Source organism: Legionella tucsonensis (assembly GCF_001468035.1).
In the GTDB taxonomy this organism is placed as follows: domain Bacteria; phylum Pseudomonadota; class Gammaproteobacteria; order Legionellales; family Legionellaceae; genus Legionella; species Legionella tucsonensis.
Genome location: NZ_LNZA01000001.1, coordinates 2756859 through 2776985, shown reverse-complemented (window position 1 = coordinate 2776985; position 20127 = coordinate 2756859). Strand labels below are relative to the sequence as shown.

Below are 20127 nucleotides of genomic sequence, written 5' to 3'. Positions count from 1 at the left end.
AAGGTTTGCGTTTCGCAATTCGGGAAGGTGGCCGTACTGTTGGCGCCGGTGTTGTCGCTAAAATTATTGAGTAATTAGAATGAGTAACAATCAAAACATTAAAATAAGATTAAAATCCTTTGATCATCGGTTGATTGATTTGTCAACTCGTGAAATTGTAGAGACAGCAAAACGAACTGGTGCGCAAGTGCGTGGACCAATACCGTTGCCTGTCCGTAAGGAGAAATTTACTGTATTGACTTCACCGCATGTTAATAAAGATGCTCGAGATCAATATGAATTACGTACTCATAAACGCTTGGTCGTTATCGTTCATCCAACTGAAAAAACAGTAGATGCATTGATGAAGTTGGATCTGGCTGCTGGGGTTGATGTTCAGATTAGCCTTGATGACTAAATGTTAGGGTGAAGGATATTAAAGAGGTGTTAGAATGATGATCGGTTTATTAGGCCGTAAAGTCGGTATGACGCGGGTTTTCACGGCAGATGGAGTTTCAGTTCCTGTTTCTGTTGTTGAAGTTCACCCTAATAGAGTTTCCCAGGTTAAAACTAAAGAAACTGATGGTTACACCGCTGTTCAATTAACAGGCGGTACAAAAAAAGCAAGCAAAGTTAACAAACCTTTGACAGGCCACTTTGCAAAAGCTGAAATTGAAGCAGGTGATATGTCTGTAGAATTTTTAGTTGATTCAGAAGATGCATTTAAAGCAGGTCAGGTAATCACAGTATCGGATGTTTTTGCTGTGGGACAGTTTGTTGATGTTGCTGGAATCACTAAAGGTAAAGGTTTTGCTGGCACAGTCAAGAGATATAATTTTAGAACACAAGATGCTACTCATGGTAATTCCAGATCGCATCGTGTACCTGGCTCTATTGGTCAAAACCAAACTCCAGGACGTGTGTTCAAAGGTAAGAAAATGGCTGGTCATTTAGGTAATGTTCGTTGTACCGTTCAAAGCCTTGAACTAGTGCGCGTAGATGCAGAAAGAAATTTACTTCTTATCAAGGGTGCAATACCTGGTGCTCCTGGCTCACAAGTTGAGATTAAGCCTGCAGTTAAAAAGCAAGTGCGAGGTGAGTGATGGAAATTACTACTATAGATACAAATTCAAAATTAATACTTGACCAAGAAGTATTTGCATATGGTTATAACGAGGGCTTAATCCATCAAGCTGTGATAACATATATGAACAATGCGCGCAGTGGTAATAGCGCTCAAAAAACTCGCTCCGAAGTACGCGGCGGTGGTAAAAAACCGTGGAATCAAAAAGGTACTGGACGTGCTCGAGCTGGTACCATTAGAAGTCCATTATGGAGAAGCGGTGGGGTAACCTTTGCATCTAAAAAAAGAGATTATTCACAAAAAATTAATAAAAAAATGTACAAACGTGCATTACGTAGTATAATCTCCGAGCTTTGTCGCACTGGAAACTTGGTTGTTGTTAGTGATTTCCAATGTGAAAGCAAAAAAACCAAAGATTTTGTTAATAAAATGAGCCAACTCAATATTAATAACGCACTTATCGTGATGAGTGAAGTTGGTGAGAATGAATATTTTGGTTCAAGAAACTTAATTGATTATGATATCTGCGACGTCACAACTATAGATCCTGTTTCTTTACTCAGATTTGAAAAAGTTGTTGTTACAGAAGCTGCAATTAAAAAAATTGAGGAACAGTTACAATGAACGCTGAAAGATTGTTGATGGTTTTACGTGAACCACATACTTCTGAAAAAGCTACTGTCATAGCTGATAAGCTGAAACAGTTCACTTTCAAGGTATTGAAAACTGCAACTAAAAATGAAATAAAAATGGCGGTAGAGAATATATTTAACGTTAAAGTTAAAAATGTATCTGTTATCAACGTGAAGGGAAAAACAAAGCGTTTTAAACAAACAAGCGGAAAACGTAGTGATTGGAAAAAAGCATTTGTAACTCTTCATGCTGATCAAGATATTGACTTTACAGCTACCGAATAAGGCAGATTAAGATGGCACTATTAAAATCTAAACCTACATCGCCAGGAAAGCGTGGCGAATTACGCGTGGTTCACCACCATATTCATAAAGGGAAGCCGCATGCGGCTTTAGTTGAAAAACTGAAAAAAACTGGCGGACGTAATAACCAAGGTAGAATTACTGTAAGACATATCGGTGGCGGTCAGCGTAATCAATATCGCATCATTGATTTTAAACGTAATAAAGATGGAATTGAAGCACGTGTTGAGCGCATCGAGTATGATCCAAATCGTACTGCACTGATTGCATTAATTGTTTATAAAGATGGTGAAAGAAGATATATTATTGCACCAGCTAATTTGAATGTTGGTGACACAGTTATAAGTGGTGCTGATTCATCAATCAGTATTGGTAACTGTCTTCCATTAAAAAATATTCCTGTTGGTACTACAATTCATTGTGTTGAAATGAAGCCAGGAAAAGGTGCCCAGGTATTACGAAGTGCTGGAGCAAGCGGACAAATTGTTGCTAAAGAAGGTATTTATGCAACATTAAGACTTCGTTCTGGTGAAATGCGTAAAATTCATGTTCTTTGTAGAGCGGTGATTGGTGAAGTCAGTAATAGTGAACATAGTTTACGTGCATTAGGAAAAGCTGGAGCAAAACGCTGGAGAGGTATTCGACCAACTGTTCGTGGGGTAGCTATGAACCCGGTTGATCACCCACATGGTGGTGGTGAAGGCCGTACCTCTGGTGGACGTCATCCAGTGTCACCGTGGGGTGTTCCTACTAAAGGTTATAAAACCAGAAGTAATAAGCGTACTGATAATTTTATTGTCAGAAGACGTAAGAAGAAATAATTATTGAGAGGATATCAAGTGTCTCGTTCTATAAGAAAAGGTCCTTTTGTTGACCATCATTTGATTGCCAAAGTAGAAGCTGCAATTGAATCAAAATCTAAAAAACCAATCAAAACTTGGTCAAGAAGATCAACGATCGTTCCTGAAATGATTGACTTAACAATTGCTGTGCATAACGGCAAAGACCATGTTCCTGTCTATATAACAGATAATATGGTTGGTCATAAATTAGGTGAGTTTGCCATGACTCGTACATTCAAAGGCCACTCTGGTGACAGAAAGGCTAAAGGCAAATAAGAGGATATGATGGAAGTTACAGCAAAGTTAAAAGGTGCTCCCTTATCCGCTCAGAAGGGCAGATTGGTGGCAGATATGATACGAAATATGAATGTATCTGGTGCGCTTGATGTCCTCAAGTTTACACCAAAAAAAGGTGCTCAATTAATGCTTAAATTGTTAGAATCAGCAATTGCAAATGCTGAAAATAATAATGGCGCAGATATTGATGATTTAAAAGTAGGTATGGTCTGCGTTGACGAAGCAATGACATTAAAGCGTATTAGTCCCAGAGCTAAAGGACGTGCAAATAGAATTTGCAAACGTACCTGCCATATCACGATAAAAGTGTCTGACGAGGAATAGTAATGGGACAAAAAGTTAACCCTATAGGTATACGTCTTGGTATTATTAAGGATTGGAACTCTAAATGGTTCGCAGGTAAAAAATACGCTGAATTTCTAATTCAAGATATCAAATTACGTACTGAACTGAAAAAGAAGCTTATGGCAGCTGCAGTAAGCAAGGTTCTTATTGAGCGTCCTGCTAATAATGCTGTTGTTACAATACAAACTGCTCGGCCTGGTGTGATTATCGGTAAAAAAGGCGGTGGTATTGAAACGCTACGTAATGAAATTTCTAATAAATTAGGTGTGCCTGTTCATCTTAATATTGAAGAAATTAAAAAACCTGAACTTGATGCAACACTTGTTGCTGAAGGGATTGCGCAGCAGTTGGAACAGCGCGTTATGTTTCGACGTGCTATGAAACGTGCAGTAACCTCAGCTCTTAAAGCAGGAGCTAAAGGAATTAAAATTTGTGTTAGTGGTAGACTAGGTGGTGCTGAAATTGCTCGTAGTGAATGGTATAGAGAAGGTCGTGTACCTTTACATACTTTTAGAGCAGATATTGATTATGGCACGGCGGAGTCTAAAACTACCTACGGTATTATTGGTGTAAAAGTCTGGATCTTCAAGGGTGAAGTTCTCCCGCAAAAGAAAAGATCATCTGACGTTGCCCAGTGAGTGAGGATTAAGAATCATGTTACAACCTAAACGTACAAAATACCGAAAACAGATGAAAGGCCGTAACAGAGGTTTAGCTCTACGCGGCAGTAACATTAGCTTTGGTGAATTTGGTTTGAAAGCTCTTGAGCGTGGACGTTTAACTGCAAGACAAATTGAAGCAGCACGAAGAGCAATGACACGTCATATTAAACGTGGCGGTAAAATTTGGATTAGAGTGTTCCCAGATAAACCTATTACACAAAAGCCTTTAGAAGTAAGACAAGGTAAAGGTAAAGGTAGTGTTGAATATTGGGTTGCTCAAATACAACCAGGCAAGGTTTTATTTGAAATGGAAGGTGTATCCAGAGAGCTTGCTATGGAAGCTTTTGATCTGGCTAAAGCAAAACTACCTTTCAAAGTTATATTTGAAGAAAGGAAGGTAATGTAATGAAAAAAATTGATGAATTACGCGGTTTATCAGTAGAAGAACTGCAAAATGAATTGCTTTCATTGCGTAAAGAACAATTGAATTTACGAATGAAGAAAGCAAGTGGCTCACTAGATAAAACACATCTCATCACCATGGTGCGTAAGTCAGTGGCAAGAGTAAAAACAATGTTGACTGAAAAGGCAGGTAAGTGACATGTCTAATAGTGAATCAAATGCCAGAACAATGGTTGGAAAAGTAGTTAGTGACAAAATGGATAAAACTATAGTTGTGATGATTGAGCGTTCTGTTAAACATCCAAAGTATGGAAAAATTATGAAACGTAGATCAAAGTTACATGCTCATGATGAAAATCAAGTATGTAAAATTGGTAACATAGTAAAAATCCGTGAGTCAAGACCACTCTCTAAAACAAAAAGCTGGGTATTAGTCGAAGTAATTTCTTAATCAATCATGTTGATTTACTTTTAAAACCCTAAAAGGACTGATATAATCAGCAACCTTTTTCTGGTCGAAATCAGAGCTGGAGTAAAAAATGATCCAAATGCAGACGGTGCTCGAAGTGGCTGACAATAGCGGAGCACGTAAGGTTATGTGTATTAAAGTGCTTGGCGGTTCACATCGTAGATATGCACGTGTAGGTGATGTAATCAAAGTAAGTATTAAAGATGCAATACCCAGAAGTAAAGTAAAAAAGGGTGCTGTGATGAAAGCAGTAGTTGTTCGTACAGCACAAGGCGTTCGTAGAGACGACGGCTCTTTGATTCGTTTCGACGGTAACGCTGCAGTACTGTTAAATAACCAAAACGAGCCAATTGGTACTCGTATATTTGGCCCTGTTACTCGCGAGCTACGAGAGAGATTTATGAAAATAATATCTCTGGCTGCAGAAGTTTTGTGAGAAGGATTTAGATATGAAACGTATTAAGAAAGGCGATGATGTAGTTATAATTGCCGGCAAAAGTAAAGGTCATAGAGGTAAGGTTTTGCGTGTGACTGAAAATGGTGTTGTTGTTGAAGGCGGAAACTTAATCAAAAAACATGTTAAGCCTAATCCACAAAAGCCAGAAAATAAGGGTGGTATAATTACCCTTGAAGCGCCAGTACATGTTTCTAACGTTGCTCATTATAATCCCAACACAAAGAAAGCAGATAAAGTAGGGTTTAAATTTATTGATAGTAACGGGATAAGTAAGAAAGTTAGATACTTTAAATCTGACAATGAAATAATTGACCGTGTTTAATTAGGTGATTGAAATGGCAAGACTTAATGAATTTTATAAAAAAGAAATCATCCCTATGATGATGAAACGGTTCAAATATTCCAGCGTTATGGAAGTTCCAAAGCTGCTTAAAGTCACCTTAAATATGGGTGTTGGCGAAGCTGTTGGTGATAAAAAGGTAATGAATCATGCAGTTGAAGACATGACTTTAATTGCGGGACAAAAACCTGTTGTTACTAAAGCAAGAAAATCTATTGCTGGTTTTAAAATTAGGGAAGGATGGCCAATAGGCTGTAAAGTAACACTAAGACGTCAACGTATGTATGAGTTTTTAGACAGATTAATTTCCGTAACGTTACCGCGCGTAAGAGATTTTCGTGGTTTAAATCCTAAGTCTTTTGATGGAACTGGTAATTACAGTATGGGAATACATGAGCAAATCGTATTTCCTGAAATTGATTACGATAAAACAGATGGTATTCGTGGTTTAGATATTTGCATAACTACAAGTGCTAAAACAAATGAAGAAGCTAAAGCTTTATTAGAAGCCTTTAACCTTCCATTAAAAGATAGAGATAAAAAATAAGGGTGAAATTGTGGCTAAAAAATCAATGCTTATTAGAGAGTTAAAGCGTAGCAAACTAGTAAATAAGTACAGTAAACGCAGAAACGAATTGAAAAAATTGATTAAATCATCTGATGATTTTCAGGTAATTATGGATAGTCAGTTAAAGTTAGCTAAATTGCCTGTTAATTCAAATCCTGTTCGTTTTAAAACACGATGTCAGCAATGTGGTCGCCCACATGGGGTTTATCGTAAGTTTGCACTTTGTAGAATTTGCTTAAGACAACAACTAATGGTTGGTAATATACCTGGCGGAAGAAAATCCAGCTGGTAATTTTTTAATTGGAGAACGATTGTGAGTATGCATGATCCAGTTGCTGATATGCTGACCCGAATTAGAAATGGTCAACAAGCAAAGCATCAGCAAATAACTTTAACTTCTTCTAAATTGAAAGAAGAAATTGCTCGTGTCTTAAAGGAAGAAGGATATATTGAAAACTTCTTTGTAGAATCACTAGATAATAATCTTAAATTAATGACGATTAAGCTGAAATATTATCATGGCCGACCCGTTATTGAATTGATTAAGAGAATTAGCAGGCCTGGATTGCGAGTCTATAAGTCTTATAGAGATTTGACATCTGTTCCTGGTTTTGGCGTAGCTATTTTGTCTACATCACAAGGTATAATGACTCATATATCTGCAAAGATGAAAGGCGTTGGTGGCGAAGTCATTTGTGAAGTGGCTTAATACTTGCGAGGAATAATATGTCTAGAGTAGCAAAAGCCCCGGTAGTTCAACCTGAAAATGTTGAAATAACAATAGGTGATGGTGAAATTACTGTTAAAGGGCCTAAAGGAACACTAACCCAAAAAATTAATAGGTTAGTTAAAGTAACTAAAAACAAAGAATCTAATCATGTTGAGTTTGCGCCGGCAAAAAATGATCCTAAGGCTTGGGCTCACGCTGGAACAGCTCGTGCATTAGTAAGCAATATGGTTAAGGGTGTGACGGAAGGTTTTGTTGTTACCTTGGAACTGGTTGGTGTAGGTTATAGAGCACAATCTAAAGATAAGTCGATTACATTATCATTAGGTTTTTCTCATCCTATAGAATACCACTTGCCTAAAGATGTTTTAGTTGAAACTCCAAGCAATACTGTTATATTGCTGAAAGGAGTTGATAAACAAATTTTGGGTCAAGTTGCTTCTGAAATAAGAGCATTTAGACCACCAGAGCCCTATAAGGGTAAAGGTGTTAAACTTGCTGGCGAGTATATTGCTCGTAAAGAAGCGAAAAAGAAATAAGGTTTAAGTCATGAATAAACACAACACACGTGCTCGACGTGGATTAAAAGCAAAAGCACTGATTCGTAAATCAGGCAGAGCAAGACTAGTCGTTTATAGAAGTGGTTTGCACATTTACTCACAAATCATCGAAGCAGATAAGCTTGGTGATATAGTATTGGTGTCATGTTCAACTAATGATAAAGAATTGCGTACAAGCCTGACCGGTAAATGTAAAGTAGAACAAGCTAACCTAGTTGGTAAACTTCTTGGGAAGCGTGCAAGCGAGCGTGGCATTACTCAAGTTGCATTTGATCGTGCTGGTTATAAATATCATGGCCGAGTGAAAGCACTTGCAGAAGGTGCGCGCGAAGCTGGATTAGATTTTTAAGGAACGATTATGGCATTCGATGAATCATCAACTAAATCAGATGGCTACCAAGAGAAGCTTGTATCAGTTAATCGTACAGCTAAAGTTGTTAAGGGAGGCCGTGTTTTTGGCTTCGCAGTACTTGTTGTTGTTGGTGACGGCAAGGGCAAAGTTGGCTTTGGTAGAGGTAAAGCGAGAGAAGTTCCAATTGCTATTCAAAAAGCAATGGAGCAAGCTAAGAAAAATATGGTTTATATTCCACTTTCTGGATCAACTATATTTCACGAAATCACTTGGAATTACGGTGCTTCAAAGGTTTTTATGAAGCCTGCAAGTGAAGGTACTGGAATTATTGCTGGTGGCGCAATGAGAGCCGTCTTGGAAGTATTGGGCGTGCAAAATATATTAGCTAAAAGTATTGGTTCTACCAATCCTAGCAATATTGTAAGAGCTACAATCGCTGCTTTAACTAATATTGGAACCCCAGATTATGTTGCTGCCAAGCGTAGTAAAACTGTTGAAGAAGTTATGGCGGGCTAATTATGGAAAAGAAAATTAAAATAACTTTGGTTAAAAGCATTATAGGCAGAAAGCCAAAGCACATTTCTATCGTAAAGCAATTAGGTTTAGGTAAAACTAATTCGAGCGTATCTCATAATGATACCCCAGCAATTCGTGGCCTTATTAATAAAGTTGAGTATCTATTGCTGGTTGAGGAGAGTGTATAATGAATTTAAATTCACTATCACCAGATCCTGGTTCAAAACGTCCCAAAAAACGATTAGGACGTGGTATAGGATCCGGGCTAGGTAAAACAAGTGGTAAAGGTCATAAGGGGCAAAAAGCTCGTGCTGGTGGCTTTCATAAAATTAATTTTGAAGGCGGTCAAATGCCTATTCAAAGACGTCTACCTAAAATGGGTTTTAAGTCACGAGTTGGTAGAACTGTAGATCAAATATGCCTTAGTGAGCTTGCAAAGTTATCTGCTGACGTAATTGATCTAAACACATTACGTGAAGCAGGTCTAATTAGCAATTCAATTAGTGATGTAAAAGTTATTTTGTCCGGTGAATTAACTACTGCCATCAAGCTAAAAGGTTTAAGGGTCACTAAAGGAGCTCGTTTAGCCATTGAGGGTTTAGGCGGCAGCATAGAAGAGTGACTATGAAAAACCAAAAGCATAATGCAAGCCAATCACGTGGAGGATTGGCTGAATTGAAATCAAGATTACTTTTTGTTGTTCTTGGAATTTTAGTTTATCGCTTGGGAGCTCATATACCAGTTCCTGGTTTGGATCCTGCACGATTAGCTAACTTTTTTAATGAGCAGCAGAATACAATTTTTGGCTTATTCAATATGTTTTCTGGAGGCGCATTATCACGGGTGACTGTTTTTGCAATTGGTATTATGCCTTATATTTCTGCATCTATTATTCTTCAACTTTTTACTGTTGTTTCTCCTAAACTTGAACAACTAAAAAAAGAAGGTGAATCTGGACGTAGAAAAATAAATCAATACACTCGATACCTGACCTTGGTACTTTCGATATTTCAGTCTTTAGGAATGGCGCGTTGGTTAGCCGGACAACAGATTGCACTGCAAGCTGACTTCTCATTCTACTTTACTGCAGTGGTTACCTTGGTTACGGGAACTATGTTTTTAATGTGGTTGGGTGAACAAATTACTGAAAAGGGTGTCGGTAACGGTATCTCCTTAATAATCTTTTCAGGAATTGTATCAAGTATGCCCTCTGCTATAGCATCAGTTCTTCAACAGGTTAAAGAAGGGCAAATGCAAGCATTAACCCTAGTTATTATTGCTGTTGTTGTAGTGGTTGTAACAGGATTTGTAGTATTTATGGAGCGTGCACAAAGACGTATAAGAGTTAATTATGCGCAAAGAACGCAAGGTAGAAAGGTATATGCTGCGCAAACGAGTCATTTACCTTTGAAGATCAATATGTCTGGAGTAATACCACCTATTTTTGCATCCAGCATCATATTATTGCCTGCAACTTTAGCTCAATTTTTCTCACATACTAAGGGTTTGGGATGGTTGGCTGATGTTGGAATGGCTCTATCTCCTGGACAACCTTTGTATTTAATCGTGTATGCTGTTGCTATAATATTTTTTGCGTTTTTTTACGCAGCTTTGGTGTTTAACCCCAAAGATACTGCTGATAATTTAAAAAAATCTGGTGCATATATCCCTGGAATTAGACCAGGTGAACAAACAACTAAATATATTGATGGTGTAATGACTCGCTTAACATTAGTTGGCGCGATTTATTTGGTTTTGGTATGTCTTTTGCCTCAGATTTTGATGTATACATGGCATGTCCCTTTTTATTTCGGAGGAACGTCATTGCTGATTATCGTTGTTGTTATTATGGATTTTGTAGCTCAGGTACAAGCTCACTTAATGACTCAGCAATATGATTCTTTAATGAAAAAGGCTAATTTTAAAGGTACTAAATTACCTGGTCTTTTATGATCTTTATCGGAGTTAGGAATGAAAGTAAGAGCATCTGTAAAGCGAATTTGTCGCAATTGCAAGATTATTAAACGAAGTGGCACTATACGGGTAATTTGTAAAGATGCCAGACATAAGCAAAAGCAGGGTTAATATCCGCTTGATTTAATTTTATAAAAATAGTATTCTTCTGTCCCTTTCGACAGAACAAAATAACGTTCGGAGAAGTTAATGGCTCGTATTGCAGGAGTAAATATACCTGATCACAAACACATTGTGATTGCTTTAACAGCAATATATGGTATTGGTAAACCTACATCCTTGAAATTATGTTCAACAGTTGGTATTGAACCTTCAACAAAGGTATCAGAACTAACCGATGCTCAACTTGAGTCTTTGAGAACAGAAATTACAAAAATAACAGTGGAAGGTGATTTGCGTCGTGTTGTGACAATGAACATTAAGCGCCTTATGGATCTGGGATGTTATCGTGGTCTAAGACACAGAAGAGGATTGCCATTGCGAGGACAACGTACGAAAACTAATGCTCGTACACGAAAAGGTCGCAGAAAAGGCACTACCGTTTGATTTTTCATGTAGGAATGTAAGATGGCAATAACAAAGTCAAAACAACAAAAAGTACGCAAAAAGGCAAAACGTGTCGTATCAGATGGTATTGTGCACGTTCATGCATCTTTTAATAATACTATAGTTACCTTTACTGATAGGCAAGGTAATGCACTATGCTGGGCAACATCTGGTGGTTCAGGATTTAGAGGGTCAAGAAAAAGTACTCCTTATGCTGCACAGGTTGCTACTGAGCGTGCTGCTGCTGTTGCGAAAGAATACGGTATGAAATCTGTGGCTGTATTTGTTCATGGTCCCGGGCCTGGAAGAGAGTCCACTATTCGTGAATTAATATCACAGGATTTTAAAATTGTTGAAATTACCGATGTTACAGGTATACCTCATAATGGGTGTAAACCTCCTAAAAAACGTCGTGTATAAGACTCAGGAGTAATTAATGGCTAGATATCTTGGTCCAAAATGTAAGCTATCACGTCGTGAAGGTTGTGATTTATTACTTAAAAGTGGTGTCCGTGATCATAAGTCCAAGTGTAAATCTGAAAAGTTACCTGGACAACATGGTGATAAAAAACCACGCCTGAATGGTTATGGAATTCAGCTCAGAGAGAAACAAAAAATTAGAAGATTGTATGGTGTTCTTGAAAAGCAATTCCGTGGCTACTATAAAATGGCTGCTCGTATGAAAGGTTCTACAGGCGAAAATCTGATGTCTTTACTTGAAAGACGTTTGGATAATGTCGTGTACCGTATGGGTTTTGCAAGTACACGTGCTGAAGCACGACAACTTGTTACACACAAGGCCATACTTGTTAATGATAAAATAGTTAACGTTCCATCTTTACTAGTAAAACCTGGAGATGTTATATCTGTTCGTCAAAGAGCACGAAGCCAAGGTCGTATCCAAGCAGCTTTAGCTTTGTCAGAACAAAGAACTCCATGTGATTGGATTACTGTAGATACTTCTTCTTGCAAAGGGACATTTTCTACAGCACCAACGTTAACTGACTTATCTTCAGACTACAACGTAAACTTAGTTGTAGAACTTTACTCTAAGTAAGCTCGGAGAAATAGCTGAATGTATACTGAAATCAATGAAATGTTGACACCTAATGTTCTTAAGGTCCAGGCAGAATCGCCCTATAAAGCTAGAATAGTTTTGGAGCCTTTGGAGCGTGGCTTTGGTCATACTCTCGGCAATGCTTTGAGACGTATATTGTTATCATCAATGCCTGGAAGTGTAATTACAGAAGCTTCGATTGATGGTGTTCTGCATGAATACAGTACAATTGAAGGCGTACAGGAAGATGTTGTTGACATATTACTGAACCTGAAGCTAGTTGCAATTAAAATGACAGTTGGCGAAGAAGCCACAGTAACATTGAGCAAACAAGGTCCTTGTCAAGTTACTGCTGGAGACATTCAGCTGACTCATGGATTAGAAGTAATTAATCCTGGGCTGGTCATTGCTAATTTGAATGAAAAAGGCAAATTAAATATGACTTTGAAAGTTGAGCGAGGAATTGGTTTCCACACTACTGATTCATTTATTAGACATTTCGATGATGAAATAGAAAGAAAATCTGTTGGGAAACTTAAAATTGATAATAGTTTCTCTCCAGTTAAGAAAGTGGCTTACTATGTTGATAGTGCTCGTGTAGAAAACCGTACTGACCTCGATAAATTAACTATTGAGTTAGAGACTAACGGAACTATTGATGCTGAAGAATCAATACGGATCTCTGCTAGCATTCTTCAAAGACAACTTCATGCTTTTGTTGATATGAAATTTGAAGAATCTCGATCTGATAATAAAGAACGCAATGATTTTGATCCTATTCTATTACGCTCTGTTGATGATTTAGAGTTAACTGTTCGATCTGCAAATTGTTTAAAAGCAGAAAATATTCATTATATCGGCGACTTAGTACAAAGAACTGAAAATGAACTCTTAAAAACGCCTAATCTTGGTAAAAAATCTTTAACTGAGATTAAGGATGTTTTAGCTTCACGTTCTTTATCGCTCGGTATGAAACTTGAGAATTGGCCGCCAGCAAATCTTGGCGAATAAAGTTTAGGAGTTTTGGTTATGCGTCACCGTAATTCAGGCAGAAGTTTTAGCCGTACAAGTAGCCACAGAAAGGCTATGTTTGCAAATATGTGTTGTTCTTTAATTGAGCATGAGTTGATTAAGACTACTTTGCCTAAAGCTAAAGATCTTCGACGTTACATTGAACCTTTAATTACTGTTTCAAAGGTTGATTCCGTTGCTACACGTCGTCAAGCGTTCGATGTATTAAGATCTAAATCAGCTGTTGGTAAATTATTTAAAGATTTAGGCCCACGTTTTGTAGAGCGTCCTGGTGGATATATACGTATCATCAAGTGTGGTTATAGAGATGGTGATAATGCACCTATGGCAATTGTTGAGTTATTAGATCGACCTGTTGCCAGTGATGATGCTGAAGAATAAATTAGCTACTTCCAATTTGATAACCCGCATTTGCGGGTTTTTTTTTAGAAGTTAACGTGTAACCTGTTTAAAGTACAACCTAACTCGGGTTTACTTTGACATAATTCCTGGGGTCTGCCGTGGGTTCACTACGATTTTAATAAAGTAATATGGAATACGAATTTTCTTTTGCTTTATCGAATTAAATTCATGGTTGCTTATTCACATTCAACACTCTTAATACTTACAGTTTTTCTGTTGATTTTGGTTATAATAAGATGACATGCACTTCTTCATCTGCTCCAGCTTTTCAAGCTCTTTTTATAAGAAACACATTTTGATACATATATGGTAACTTGGTAAAATTAATATTTAAAAGAAATCTTAATAATTTTATGGATGATCATGGAGATAATGGATGTCTTCCTATATTTATTTAATAAATGAAAATCAAAATTTAGTTTATGTATTTATTAGAGCTGTATTGTTATTAGTAATAGGTACACTTTTGATTCGATTTGGTGATCGAAGGTTTAAATTAAACAACTCTTTTGATTTATTAATTATTGTGATTTCAGGTGGATTAATTAGTAGAGGAATAAATGGATCTACTACTTTTTTTTCTACAATTATTGGTTTAGCTGGCTTGATAGTAACGCATAAAATATTAGCTATATGTACTAGAAAATCTTTAACATTTGAAAGCTTATTTAAGGGTAAACGCTATCTTCTTATAAAAAATGGTATTCTTCAAACGAACGTGTTGCAAAGTTTAAATATCACTAAAAGTGATATAAAGGAACAAATGCGTCAACAAATAAATACTTCCTCTTTTGATAAAGTACTTTATTCATATTTGGAAAGAACAGGTCATATATCATTTATAAAAAAAGAGTGATAACTGGATTTAATTGAAAATACAGCGTCAGTTTTTTTAGATAGTATTCCTGGTGTCAGCTTTACTGCAAATAGGCTACAGTTATTTTAAAAGATATAAACGAGTAGTTATATCCGCCCTTATATATAAGGGCGGTAATAGACAATATAATGGCTTAGGTCCTGATGGAGTTAAAATGGAACATCATCATCCAATTGATCAAAAGCATCTTGAGGTACTTGCGCAGGTTGTTGTTTTCCAGCACTTTGGTTGCTTTGTGTAAATTGGGCTTGTGGTATTTCATCAAAGCTTGATGATGCTGCTCCTTTACTGTCAAGCATTTGAATGTCATTAGCTACAATCTCAGTAGTATATTTATCTTGACCTTGTTGATCTTGCCATTTTCTGGTTCTTAAACTCCCTTCAATGTAGAGTTTAGAGCCTTTGCGTACGTATTCACCAGCTATCTCTCCTAAACGGTTAAAACATACTACACGATGCCATTCAGTTCGCTCTTGTTTTTCTCCTGTTACTTTATCTTTCCATGCTTCACTCGTGGCAATTGATAGTGTAGTGACTGCATTTCCATTAGGTAAATAACGGACATCAGGGTCAACACCCACATTGCCAATTAGGATGACTTTATTTATACCACGTGCCATTTTAGATCTCCTGTATGCGAAAGTTAGGAAAAGAGTATACCTAATTTATATATCCCTTGCACTGATGAGTTAAAGATGAACTTTTAATTGTGTTACTAAATAGAAAAAACAAGACCTCTGGTTTGATATGCTTGATATTGATTCGGATCAGGTACAAACGATAATGATTGCTTAGACGTAAAACTGGCTTTAAGCAAACCAATTTTTGTCGTAGTGATGTAGTGTTCTTACACAAACTTGTGTCAATCGACTAAACTTTTTTGCATACTTTGTTTCATCTTTTTCCTCCTTAGTCATAAGGCTAATTTATGTTATAAGGTTTGAGTCAAGTACATGCTCAATCAAAGAGTGTTTTATCGGAACTGCAAACAAGTTCATGCAGACGAATAATTTGTTTTTGTGTCACTCTAGGGGTTGAGAGCGCTGGTAAGTTGGCTAAATCAAAAAAATCAATTTCAGAGATTTCTAAATTTTCTTTTGCTGTTCCCGACATAATTTCACAATGAAAAAAGCATTTATAAGTATGTGGCCACTGTAGCGGATGCTCATGTTTTTGTTTATCCCATAATGCCAGTAATCTGATTACAGAAACATCAAATCCAGTTTCTTCCTTAGCTTCTCTAATCACTGATTCTGATGCTGACTCATTTGTTTCTGCCCAACCGCCAGGCAAGGTCCACAATGCATCGGAACGTTCTTTAACCAATAAAATTTTATTATCTTTTAGAATAAATGCACGGACATCTACTTTAGGAGTAGCATATCCCTTTTCTAGTGAAAAGATTTGTTTTATCTCAGCGAGTGGAGTATCAGAATAATTCGCCATAAATGCAGAAGCAATCTCGCGAAGTCTTAAATAACGTTCTTTATCAAACTCATTATTTGAATAATTCAGTCCATTTTGAGCGATTGCTTGAATTTCAGTAATATACTTTAACCAACTAAGATCATTTTTAGACATGGTTTTTGTTATCCCTATAATGTATTTTTTGCTTTCAGCTATTGACTCTCACGTTACGTGATAGTTTAGAATCAACTTTCAGGAGAAAGTTGAATGAAATATTACCAAATTAAAGAAATTAGCCAAATGACCTCATTAACCATTAGGTCATTACAATATTATGATGAAATTTGCTTATTAAAACCAACAAAACGCTCAATAAGTGGTTATCGTCTTTATTCTGAAACGGATTTAATACGATTACAACAAATTACCACCTTAAAGTTTTTGGGTTTTTCTTTATCAATGATTAAGAAAATTATGGAAAATCCACATTTCGATGTGATGACGTCCATTGGCATACAAGCACGTGAATTAACCGAGAAAGCGATGCGAATTAATGAAGCAGCATCATTGCTCACTTATATTTCCACCCAAATGGAAATGAATCAACAAGTGAATTGGAAAAGCACGGCAAAAATTATAGAAATATTGGAGTTAAATACAATGAACGATCGAGTATTACAAAAATATCAATCCGAAGCGGAACAATCCGAATTAGGTAAAAAATCTGCATATGATGAAACTTATAATCCAGATCGATTATACCCTATTCCGAGGGCAGGAAAGCGACAGGAAATTGGGGTTGATCCAGTGCAATTACCTTTTTATGGCTTTGATTGCTGGAATCACTACGAGGTTTCCTGGCTTAATGCTAAAGGCAAGCCTATGGTTGCGATTGCTGAATTGTTTTATGACTGCAGTTCACCTAACTTGATTGAGTCAAAATCATTAAAACTTTATTTTAACTCATTCAACAATACACGAATTCAAAACGTTAATGAATTAGAAAATACAATTAAAAAAGACTTACAAAAATGCGTTGGTGCAGAAGTTTGGGTCCATATTCATCTTTTGGAAGAGACCATTGAGTTTGCTGTACAAAAGCCTTTAATAGGGGAATCGCTTGATGAGCTTGATATAGAGTGTTCTATTTATCTTGTTGAGCCTTCATTCCTCTCTATAAGTGATGAAATTGTGGAAGAAACCTTATTTTCCAATCTATTGAAATCAAATTGTCTCGTTACAAGCCAACCTGATTGGGGAAGCGTACAAATTACCTATGAAGGGAAAAAAATTAATCGAGAAGGTTTATTGAAGTATCTTATTTCCTATCGAAATCATAATGAGTTTCATGAGCAATGTATTGAGCGCATTTTTGTTGATATTATGAACTATTGTAAGCCCGAAAAACTGACTGTATACGGCCGTTATACACGACGAGGTGGCTTGGATATCAATCCGTATCGCTCTACGGAAAAGACTTCATTTGCAGGTAAAAATGTGCGCTTGGCCCGTCAGTAGCTTAATTGCGCCAACTTACGGATAGGGAGGCAAATAGGTGGGTTTGGCGCTAAGTGTAGCGCGCCAACCTACCTTAGATAGAGTGATAGAGCGAACAGAGTAAACTAACCAACTAATTGATGTTGTTCTTTGTCCATGCTGTCCGACAAGAAATAAAACAATTGCATATTCCTCCCAATAATATTTTACTGTGTTCTGTGGCTTGATGTTCCAAAGAAATTTTCATTTAAACACTCTATTAATTATCGATTTCCCTTATGAATTATTTTTTCAGCGCTGCCTACAAGATAGCGATCTCTGTTCACACGTAAATAAATTACCCGTTCATCTTCTGCGAATGCCACTTCAATTACTCCTTTAACATGTAACAATTCATTGATGATATTTACTTCTTTTCCAGTCCAGGAACAAGGTAAAATAAGTGTTGCAATAGAAACGTTTGATTTCATTGAAAAAGAAATAAGTAACCATAAAGCACTGAAGATAGTATTAGTAATAAAAATTCCCTTGCTGCCACTCCATTGATACAAAACACCTGACATTGCTCCACCAATAAAAAGGCCTAAAAATTGACTGGTTGAGTAAACGCCCATGGCAGTTCCTTTACTGTTGGGATTTGCCTGTTTGGATACTAATGAGGGTAATGCAGCTTCGAGAATGTTAAAAGCAATAAAATAAATTAACATAAGGAAGCACAGACTCAGCCAATTTTGAAAATTATAAGCTAATAATAATTGTGCTATTACCATAGTGAATACAGATAAAATAAAAACACTTTTCATGTGTTTTTTCCTTTCGGCAATCACAATAAACGGGATCATGAGTATAAATGAAATGAGCATAAGGGGCAGATAAAAATGCCATTGTTGTGATAAATGCCCTTGTTCCACCTGTTTTCTTAAAATGTAGGGAATGGCAAAAAATGTTGCTGTGAGAATAAAATGCTGGCAAAAAATGCCCATATTCAGGCGTTGTAATTGTAGATTAGAGATAACTTGTTTCAATAAAGCGGGATTAGTTTCACTATCAATATGAAAGGGTTCATTTACGGGTTTAGGAATGACTAAATGAAGCAATCCTATTCCTATAATCGCTAATAAAGTAGTAAGGTAAAAAATACCAGATAGACCAAAATGATGGGTAATGGATGGGCTAATGATCATGGCCAAGCTAAATGTTGTGCCTATGGTCATACCAATAACAGCCATTGCTTTGGTACGATGTTCGTCAGGCGTTAAATCAGCAAGTAAAGCGATTAAAACGCTACCAATTGCACCGGTGCCTTGTAAGGTTCTTGCAAGAATCATTCCATAAATAGAATCAGTTATGGCGCCCAACAAGCTGCCAAAAGCAAAAAGAATCAAGCCCACAGTAATCATGGGTTTTCTTCCTATTTTATCGGAAAGCATGCCAAAAGGCATTTGGAGAAGACCTTGCGCAAGGCCATAAATTCCTAGAGCAAGTCCCACTAAAGCAGGAGAGGCATTCTGCAAGTTTTCTGCATAAATACTAAATACAGGTATGAGTAAAAACAAACCGAGCATGCGAAAGGAAAAAATCGCGGCTATAGGAAACACAGTTTTAAACCAAGAATGCTTCATTCATTAATATATGTTTATCTTAATCGTGTGCCGATAGTACAAAGTTAGCTCTCTAGAAACAAGATATTTAATAATTTAATGATCTAATCATTGCTTTATCGATGAATAAAAATGAAAATGTAGCTATTGTAACTGCTTATCCAATGGTATCAATGTATAAGCACTTGGTATCTTGAAATCATGGCCTGGGTGGAATGAGGCGGACCCGGGTTTTATTGGGAATAAATTTCAGGGGTTCTGCTTCGTTTTCATCCAGGCAATATAGGGACTATGATTTCTTAAGTTGGTTTTATCAACAGTTGCATTTTTTATTCATTTAGATAAATTGAAGTTGATGAGGAATATTCCATGAGTTTGGTTTTTTCGGGTAAAGTTGGATTAATTACTGGCGGTGCACGAGGCATCGGTAAGGCGACTGCATTAAAGTTAGCTCAAGCAGGAAGTGATATTGCTATAGTTTATTACAACAGTTCTGATGAAGCCCAAGCTTTGGTTGAAGAACTCCATGCTATGGGCCGTAAAGCAATTGCTTTACAAGCTAATGTAGCAGATCATCAGTCTGTAAAAGAAATGTTAATTCAGTTTCGTGAACATTTTAATCACCTTGATTTTTTAATTAGTAATGCTGCGAGTGGTGTTTTAAAACCGGCACTTAAGATGTCAACCAAGCATTGGCGTTGGTGTCTGGAAACCAATGCTTTAGCATTAAATCATTTGGCTACAGAAGCCCGTTTATTAATGCCGAAGGGTGGTCGAATTATTGCCTTATCTAGCCTTGGTGCATCTCGGGCGATTCCCAATTACGCATTTATTGGTGCATCTAAAGCCGCTCTTGAGGCTTTAGTTCGTTCGTTGAGTCTGGAGTTGGCTGTTGATGGGATTACAGTAAATACAGTTTCTGCTGGAGTGGTTGATACTGATGCATTAAAGCATTTCCCTAATAGAGAGCAGTTACTTGATGAATATCAAGCCCACTCTTTGGCTGACAGACCCTTGACAACACAAGATGTAGCCAATGCTGTTTATCTCTTGTGCTTGCCAGAGGCATCTATGATTAATGGGCATACTTTATTTGTTGATGCAGGGTATAGTCAGGTCGGTTAATATCTAATCACGGTTAATTTTGTGTCTTTAAAAAAATCTATGGTATAATTCCAGGCTTTTTAAATTAGCTGATC

The 20127-nt window shown here is 36.9% G+C and carries 35 protein-coding genes and 1 pseudogene; 33 read left to right on the top strand and 3 right to left on the bottom strand.

Translation table 11 applies throughout. The features are described from left to right. From Ltuc_RS15115 to Ltuc_RS12235, 30 genes are all read left to right on the top strand, one after another. Positions 1–74 (top strand): EF-Tu C-terminal domain-related protein (locus Ltuc_RS15115; RefSeq protein WP_202814033.1); only part of this gene is annotated, 74 nt, incomplete at its 5' end. A 5-nt stretch (positions 75–79) separates the two neighbouring features. Continuing rightward, the gene (gene rpsJ / locus Ltuc_RS12370) at positions 80–397 is read left to right on the top strand and encodes a 30S ribosomal protein S10 (protein WP_019233361.1); all 318 of its coding nucleotides are present in this window, start codon (positions 80–82) and stop codon (positions 395–397) included. Positions 398–431: 34 nt separating this feature from the next. Then, positions 432–1082 (top strand): 50S ribosomal protein L3, encoded by a 651-nt coding sequence (gene rplC, locus Ltuc_RS12365; protein WP_058521546.1) that lies wholly within the window; start codon positions 432–434, stop codon positions 1080–1082. Continuing rightward, the gene (gene rplD, locus Ltuc_RS12360) at positions 1082–1687 is read left to right on the top strand and encodes a 50S ribosomal protein L4 (RefSeq protein ID WP_058521545.1); all 606 of its coding nucleotides are present in this window, start codon (positions 1082–1084) and stop codon (positions 1685–1687) included. Before rplC ends, rplD begins: the two co-directional genes overlap by 1 nt. Continuing rightward, positions 1684–1980 (top strand): 50S ribosomal protein L23, encoded by a 297-nt coding sequence (rplW, locus tag Ltuc_RS12355; RefSeq protein WP_019233364.1) that lies wholly within the window; start codon positions 1684–1686, stop codon positions 1978–1980. The genes rplD and rplW overlap by 4 nt, the downstream gene beginning before the upstream one ends. A gap of 11 nt (positions 1981–1991) precedes the next feature. After that, complete coding sequence (rplB, locus tag Ltuc_RS12350; RefSeq protein WP_058521544.1) at positions 1992–2819, top strand: 50S ribosomal protein L2; 828 nt, start codon at positions 1992–1994, stop codon at positions 2817–2819. Positions 2820–2837: 18 nt separating this feature from the next. After that, positions 2838–3116, top strand: a complete 279-nt coding sequence (rpsS, locus tag Ltuc_RS12345; protein ID WP_058521543.1) for a 30S ribosomal protein S19 — start codon at positions 2838–2840, stop codon at positions 3114–3116. A 9-nt stretch (positions 3117–3125) separates the two neighbouring features. Continuing rightward, entirely contained in the window at positions 3126–3461 is a 336-nt protein-coding gene (gene rplV, locus Ltuc_RS12340) for a 50S ribosomal protein L22 (RefSeq protein WP_010654827.1), read from the top strand. A 2-nt stretch (positions 3462–3463) separates the two neighbouring features. Continuing rightward, positions 3464–4120 (top strand): 30S ribosomal protein S3, encoded by a 657-nt coding sequence (gene rpsC, locus Ltuc_RS12335; RefSeq protein ID WP_058521542.1) that lies wholly within the window; start codon positions 3464–3466, stop codon positions 4118–4120. A gap of 16 nt (positions 4121–4136) precedes the next feature. After that, entirely contained in the window at positions 4137–4550 is a 414-nt protein-coding gene (rplP, locus tag Ltuc_RS12330) for a 50S ribosomal protein L16 (RefSeq protein ID WP_003633085.1), read from the top strand. Then, complete coding sequence (rpmC, locus tag Ltuc_RS12325; RefSeq protein WP_019233368.1) at positions 4550–4744, top strand: 50S ribosomal protein L29; 195 nt, start codon at positions 4550–4552, stop codon at positions 4742–4744. Before rplP ends, rpmC begins: the two co-directional genes overlap by 1 nt. A gap of 1 nt (position 4745) precedes the next feature. Beyond that, entirely contained in the window at positions 4746–4997 is a 252-nt protein-coding gene (gene rpsQ / locus Ltuc_RS12320; protein WP_019233369.1) for a 30S ribosomal protein S17, read from the top strand. 88 nt (positions 4998–5085) lie between these two features. After that, the gene (rplN, locus tag Ltuc_RS12315) at positions 5086–5451 is read left to right on the top strand and encodes a 50S ribosomal protein L14 (RefSeq protein WP_006872243.1); all 366 of its coding nucleotides are present in this window, start codon (positions 5086–5088) and stop codon (positions 5449–5451) included. A gap of 13 nt (positions 5452–5464) precedes the next feature. Further along, on the top strand, positions 5465–5794 hold the full coding sequence (gene rplX / locus Ltuc_RS12310) for a 50S ribosomal protein L24 (RefSeq protein ID WP_058521541.1): 330 nt from the start codon (positions 5465–5467) through the stop codon (positions 5792–5794). Between the two features lie 13 nt (positions 5795–5807). Beyond that, positions 5808–6359, top strand: a complete 552-nt coding sequence (gene rplE, locus Ltuc_RS12305; protein ID WP_058521540.1) for a 50S ribosomal protein L5 — start codon at positions 5808–5810, stop codon at positions 6357–6359. A gap of 10 nt (positions 6360–6369) precedes the next feature. Beyond that, entirely contained in the window at positions 6370–6672 is a 303-nt protein-coding gene (gene rpsN / locus Ltuc_RS12300; RefSeq protein WP_058521539.1) for a 30S ribosomal protein S14, read from the top strand. A 27-nt stretch (positions 6673–6699) separates the two neighbouring features. Next, positions 6700–7089: a 30S ribosomal protein S8 gene (gene rpsH, locus Ltuc_RS12295; RefSeq protein WP_202972337.1), complete on the top strand. Its 390-nt coding sequence runs from the start codon at positions 6700–6702 to the stop codon at positions 7087–7089. A 17-nt stretch (positions 7090–7106) separates the two neighbouring features. Beyond that, positions 7107–7646 carry a 50S ribosomal protein L6 gene (gene rplF, locus Ltuc_RS12290; RefSeq protein WP_058521537.1) on the top strand — a complete coding sequence of 180 codons (540 nt, stop codon included), beginning with the start codon at positions 7107–7109 and terminating at the stop codon, positions 7644–7646. Between the two features lie 10 nt (positions 7647–7656). After that, a complete protein-coding gene (gene rplR, locus Ltuc_RS12285) occupies positions 7657–8016 on the top strand; it encodes a 50S ribosomal protein L18 (protein WP_058521536.1) in 360 nt (119 codons plus the stop codon). Positions 8017–8025: 9 nt separating this feature from the next. Beyond that, positions 8026–8535, top strand: a complete 510-nt coding sequence (gene rpsE, locus Ltuc_RS12280) for a 30S ribosomal protein S5 (RefSeq protein ID WP_058521535.1) — start codon at positions 8026–8028, stop codon at positions 8533–8535. Positions 8536–8537: 2 nt separating this feature from the next. Continuing rightward, entirely contained in the window at positions 8538–8723 is a 186-nt protein-coding gene (gene rpmD / locus Ltuc_RS12275) for a 50S ribosomal protein L30 (RefSeq protein WP_058521534.1), read from the top strand. Then, positions 8723–9157: a 50S ribosomal protein L15 gene (gene rplO, locus Ltuc_RS12270; protein WP_058521533.1), complete on the top strand. Its 435-nt coding sequence runs from the start codon at positions 8723–8725 to the stop codon at positions 9155–9157. Before rpmD ends, rplO begins: the two co-directional genes overlap by 1 nt. Before the next feature lie 2 nt (positions 9158–9159). After that, the gene (secY, locus tag Ltuc_RS12265) at positions 9160–10488 is read left to right on the top strand and encodes a preprotein translocase subunit SecY (protein ID WP_058521532.1); all 1329 of its coding nucleotides are present in this window, start codon (positions 9160–9162) and stop codon (positions 10486–10488) included. 18 nt (positions 10489–10506) lie between these two features. Beyond that, positions 10507–10620, top strand: coding sequence for a 50S ribosomal protein L36 (gene rpmJ, locus Ltuc_RS15110; RefSeq protein ID WP_010946099.1), 114 nt, complete (start codon positions 10507–10509; stop codon positions 10618–10620). Positions 10621–10698: 78 nt separating this feature from the next. Beyond that, positions 10699–11055, top strand: a complete 357-nt coding sequence (rpsM, locus tag Ltuc_RS12260) for a 30S ribosomal protein S13 (protein WP_058521531.1) — start codon at positions 10699–10701, stop codon at positions 11053–11055. Between the two features lie 21 nt (positions 11056–11076). Next, positions 11077–11475 (top strand): 30S ribosomal protein S11, encoded by a 399-nt coding sequence (gene rpsK / locus Ltuc_RS12255; RefSeq protein ID WP_003633055.1) that lies wholly within the window; start codon positions 11077–11079, stop codon positions 11473–11475. Positions 11476–11491: 16 nt separating this feature from the next. Further along, a complete protein-coding gene (gene rpsD / locus Ltuc_RS12250; RefSeq protein ID WP_058521530.1) occupies positions 11492–12112 on the top strand; it encodes a 30S ribosomal protein S4 in 621 nt (206 codons plus the stop codon). Positions 12113–12130: 18 nt separating this feature from the next. After that, on the top strand, positions 12131–13123 hold the full coding sequence (locus Ltuc_RS12245; protein ID WP_058521529.1) for a DNA-directed RNA polymerase subunit alpha: 993 nt from the start codon (positions 12131–12133) through the stop codon (positions 13121–13123). A gap of 18 nt (positions 13124–13141) precedes the next feature. Further along, a complete protein-coding gene (rplQ, locus tag Ltuc_RS12240) occupies positions 13142–13525 on the top strand; it encodes a 50S ribosomal protein L17 (RefSeq protein WP_058521528.1) in 384 nt (127 codons plus the stop codon). Positions 13526–13922: 397 nt separating this feature from the next. Beyond that, a complete protein-coding gene (locus Ltuc_RS12235) occupies positions 13923–14402 on the top strand; it encodes a DUF421 domain-containing protein (RefSeq protein ID WP_058521527.1) in 480 nt (159 codons plus the stop codon). 170 nt (positions 14403–14572) lie between these two features. On the opposite strand, the gene ssb is transcribed toward Ltuc_RS12235, so the two are convergent. Continuing rightward, positions 14573–15043, bottom strand: a complete 471-nt coding sequence (ssb, locus tag Ltuc_RS12230; protein ID WP_058521526.1) for a single-stranded DNA-binding protein — start codon at positions 15041–15043, stop codon at positions 14573–14575. A gap of 337 nt (positions 15044–15380) precedes the next feature. Next, the gene (locus tag Ltuc_RS12225; protein ID WP_058521525.1) at positions 15381–16004 is read right to left on the bottom strand and encodes an NUDIX hydrolase; all 624 of its coding nucleotides are present in this window, start codon (positions 16002–16004) and stop codon (positions 15381–15383) included. A 93-nt stretch (positions 16005–16097) separates the two neighbouring features. Between Ltuc_RS12225 and Ltuc_RS15810 the strand changes: the two are divergent. Both Ltuc_RS15810 and queF read left to right on the top strand, forming a co-directional pair. Further along, positions 16098–16250: pseudogene (locus Ltuc_RS15810) on the top strand (MerR family DNA-binding transcriptional regulator); the annotation flags it as partial. Positions 16251–16490: 240 nt separating this feature from the next. Continuing rightward, positions 16491–17348, top strand: coding sequence for an NADPH-dependent 7-cyano-7-deazaguanine reductase QueF (gene queF / locus Ltuc_RS12220; protein ID WP_058521679.1), 858 nt, complete (start codon positions 16491–16493; stop codon positions 17346–17348). Between the two features lie 242 nt (positions 17349–17590). Here the strand turns inward: queF and Ltuc_RS12215 are convergent, their stop codons facing one another. Continuing rightward, on the bottom strand, positions 17591–18949 hold the full coding sequence (locus Ltuc_RS12215; protein WP_058521524.1) for an MFS transporter: 1359 nt from the start codon (positions 18947–18949) through the stop codon (positions 17591–17593). A 348-nt stretch (positions 18950–19297) separates the two neighbouring features. On the opposite strand from Ltuc_RS12215, the gene fabL reads away from it, so the two are divergent. Continuing rightward, positions 19298–20053, top strand: coding sequence for an enoyl-[acyl-carrier-protein] reductase FabL (gene fabL / locus Ltuc_RS12210; RefSeq protein WP_058521523.1), 756 nt, complete (start codon positions 19298–19300; stop codon positions 20051–20053). Positions 20054–20127 lie beyond the last annotated feature (74 nt).

Bases quoted from the DNA above. Each gene is read 5' to 3' on its own strand.
- rplB (WP_058521544.1), top strand. From the start codon at position 1,992: ATGGCACTATTAAAATCTAAACCTACATCGCCAGGAAAGCGTGGCGAA.
- rpmD (WP_058521534.1), top strand. From the start codon at position 8,538: ATGGAAAAGAAAATTAAAATAACTTTGGTTAAAAGCATTATAGGCAGA.
- rplO (WP_058521533.1), top strand. From the start codon at position 8,723: ATGAATTTAAATTCACTATCACCAGATCCTGGTTCAAAACGTCCCAAA.
- Ltuc_RS12245 (WP_058521529.1), top strand. From the start codon at position 12,131: ATGTATACTGAAATCAATGAAATGTTGACACCTAATGTTCTTAAGGTC.
- rplQ (WP_058521528.1), top strand. From the start codon at position 13,142: ATGCGTCACCGTAATTCAGGCAGAAGTTTTAGCCGTACAAGTAGCCAC.
- Ltuc_RS12225 (WP_058521525.1), bottom strand. From the start codon at position 16,004: ATGTCTAAAAATGATCTTAGTTGGTTAAAGTATATTACTGAAATTCAA.
- rplD (WP_058521545.1), top strand. From the start codon at position 1,082: ATGGAAATTACTACTATAGATACAAATTCAAAATTAATACTTGACCAA.
- rplW (WP_019233364.1), top strand. From the start codon at position 1,684: ATGAACGCTGAAAGATTGTTGATGGTTTTACGTGAACCACATACTTCT.
- rpsD (WP_058521530.1), top strand. From the start codon at position 11,492: ATGGCTAGATATCTTGGTCCAAAATGTAAGCTATCACGTCGTGAAGGT.
- rpsC (WP_058521542.1), top strand. From the start codon at position 3,464: ATGGGACAAAAAGTTAACCCTATAGGTATACGTCTTGGTATTATTAAG.
- rplF (WP_058521537.1), top strand. From the start codon at position 7,107: ATGTCTAGAGTAGCAAAAGCCCCGGTAGTTCAACCTGAAAATGTTGAA.
- rplC (WP_058521546.1), top strand. From the start codon at position 432: ATGATGATCGGTTTATTAGGCCGTAAAGTCGGTATGACGCGGGTTTTC.
- rplN (WP_006872243.1), top strand. From the start codon at position 5,086: ATGATCCAAATGCAGACGGTGCTCGAAGTGGCTGACAATAGCGGAGCA.
- rpsK (WP_003633055.1), top strand. From the start codon at position 11,077: ATGGCAATAACAAAGTCAAAACAACAAAAAGTACGCAAAAAGGCAAAA.
- secY (WP_058521532.1), top strand. From the start codon at position 9,160: ATGAAAAACCAAAAGCATAATGCAAGCCAATCACGTGGAGGATTGGCT.
- rplX (WP_058521541.1), top strand. From the start codon at position 5,465: ATGAAACGTATTAAGAAAGGCGATGATGTAGTTATAATTGCCGGCAAA.
- rpmC (WP_019233368.1), top strand. From the start codon at position 4,550: ATGAAAAAAATTGATGAATTACGCGGTTTATCAGTAGAAGAACTGCAA.
- rpsQ (WP_019233369.1), top strand. From the start codon at position 4,746: ATGTCTAATAGTGAATCAAATGCCAGAACAATGGTTGGAAAAGTAGTT.
- Ltuc_RS12215 (WP_058521524.1), bottom strand. From the start codon at position 18,949: ATGAAGCATTCTTGGTTTAAAACTGTGTTTCCTATAGCCGCGATTTTT.
- fabL (WP_058521523.1), top strand. From the start codon at position 19,298: ATGAGTTTGGTTTTTTCGGGTAAAGTTGGATTAATTACTGGCGGTGCA.
- rpsE (WP_058521535.1), top strand. From the start codon at position 8,026: ATGGCATTCGATGAATCATCAACTAAATCAGATGGCTACCAAGAGAAG.
- rpsJ (WP_019233361.1), top strand. From the start codon at position 80: ATGAGTAACAATCAAAACATTAAAATAAGATTAAAATCCTTTGATCAT.
- rplR (WP_058521536.1), top strand. From the start codon at position 7,657: ATGAATAAACACAACACACGTGCTCGACGTGGATTAAAAGCAAAAGCA.
- queF (WP_058521679.1), top strand. From the start codon at position 16,491: ATGAACGATCGAGTATTACAAAAATATCAATCCGAAGCGGAACAATCC.
- ssb (WP_058521526.1), bottom strand. From the start codon at position 15,043: ATGGCACGTGGTATAAATAAAGTCATCCTAATTGGCAATGTGGGTGTT.
- rplV (WP_010654827.1), top strand. From the start codon at position 3,126: ATGGAAGTTACAGCAAAGTTAAAAGGTGCTCCCTTATCCGCTCAGAAG.
- rpsM (WP_058521531.1), top strand. From the start codon at position 10,699: ATGGCTCGTATTGCAGGAGTAAATATACCTGATCACAAACACATTGTG.
- rpsH (WP_202972337.1), top strand. From the start codon at position 6,700: ATGCATGATCCAGTTGCTGATATGCTGACCCGAATTAGAAATGGTCAA.
- rpmJ (WP_010946099.1), top strand. From the start codon at position 10,507: ATGAAAGTAAGAGCATCTGTAAAGCGAATTTGTCGCAATTGCAAGATT.
- Ltuc_RS12235 (WP_058521527.1), top strand. From the start codon at position 13,923: ATGTCTTCCTATATTTATTTAATAAATGAAAATCAAAATTTAGTTTAT.
- rplP (WP_003633085.1), top strand. From the start codon at position 4,137: ATGTTACAACCTAAACGTACAAAATACCGAAAACAGATGAAAGGCCGT.
- rplE (WP_058521540.1), top strand. From the start codon at position 5,808: ATGGCAAGACTTAATGAATTTTATAAAAAAGAAATCATCCCTATGATG.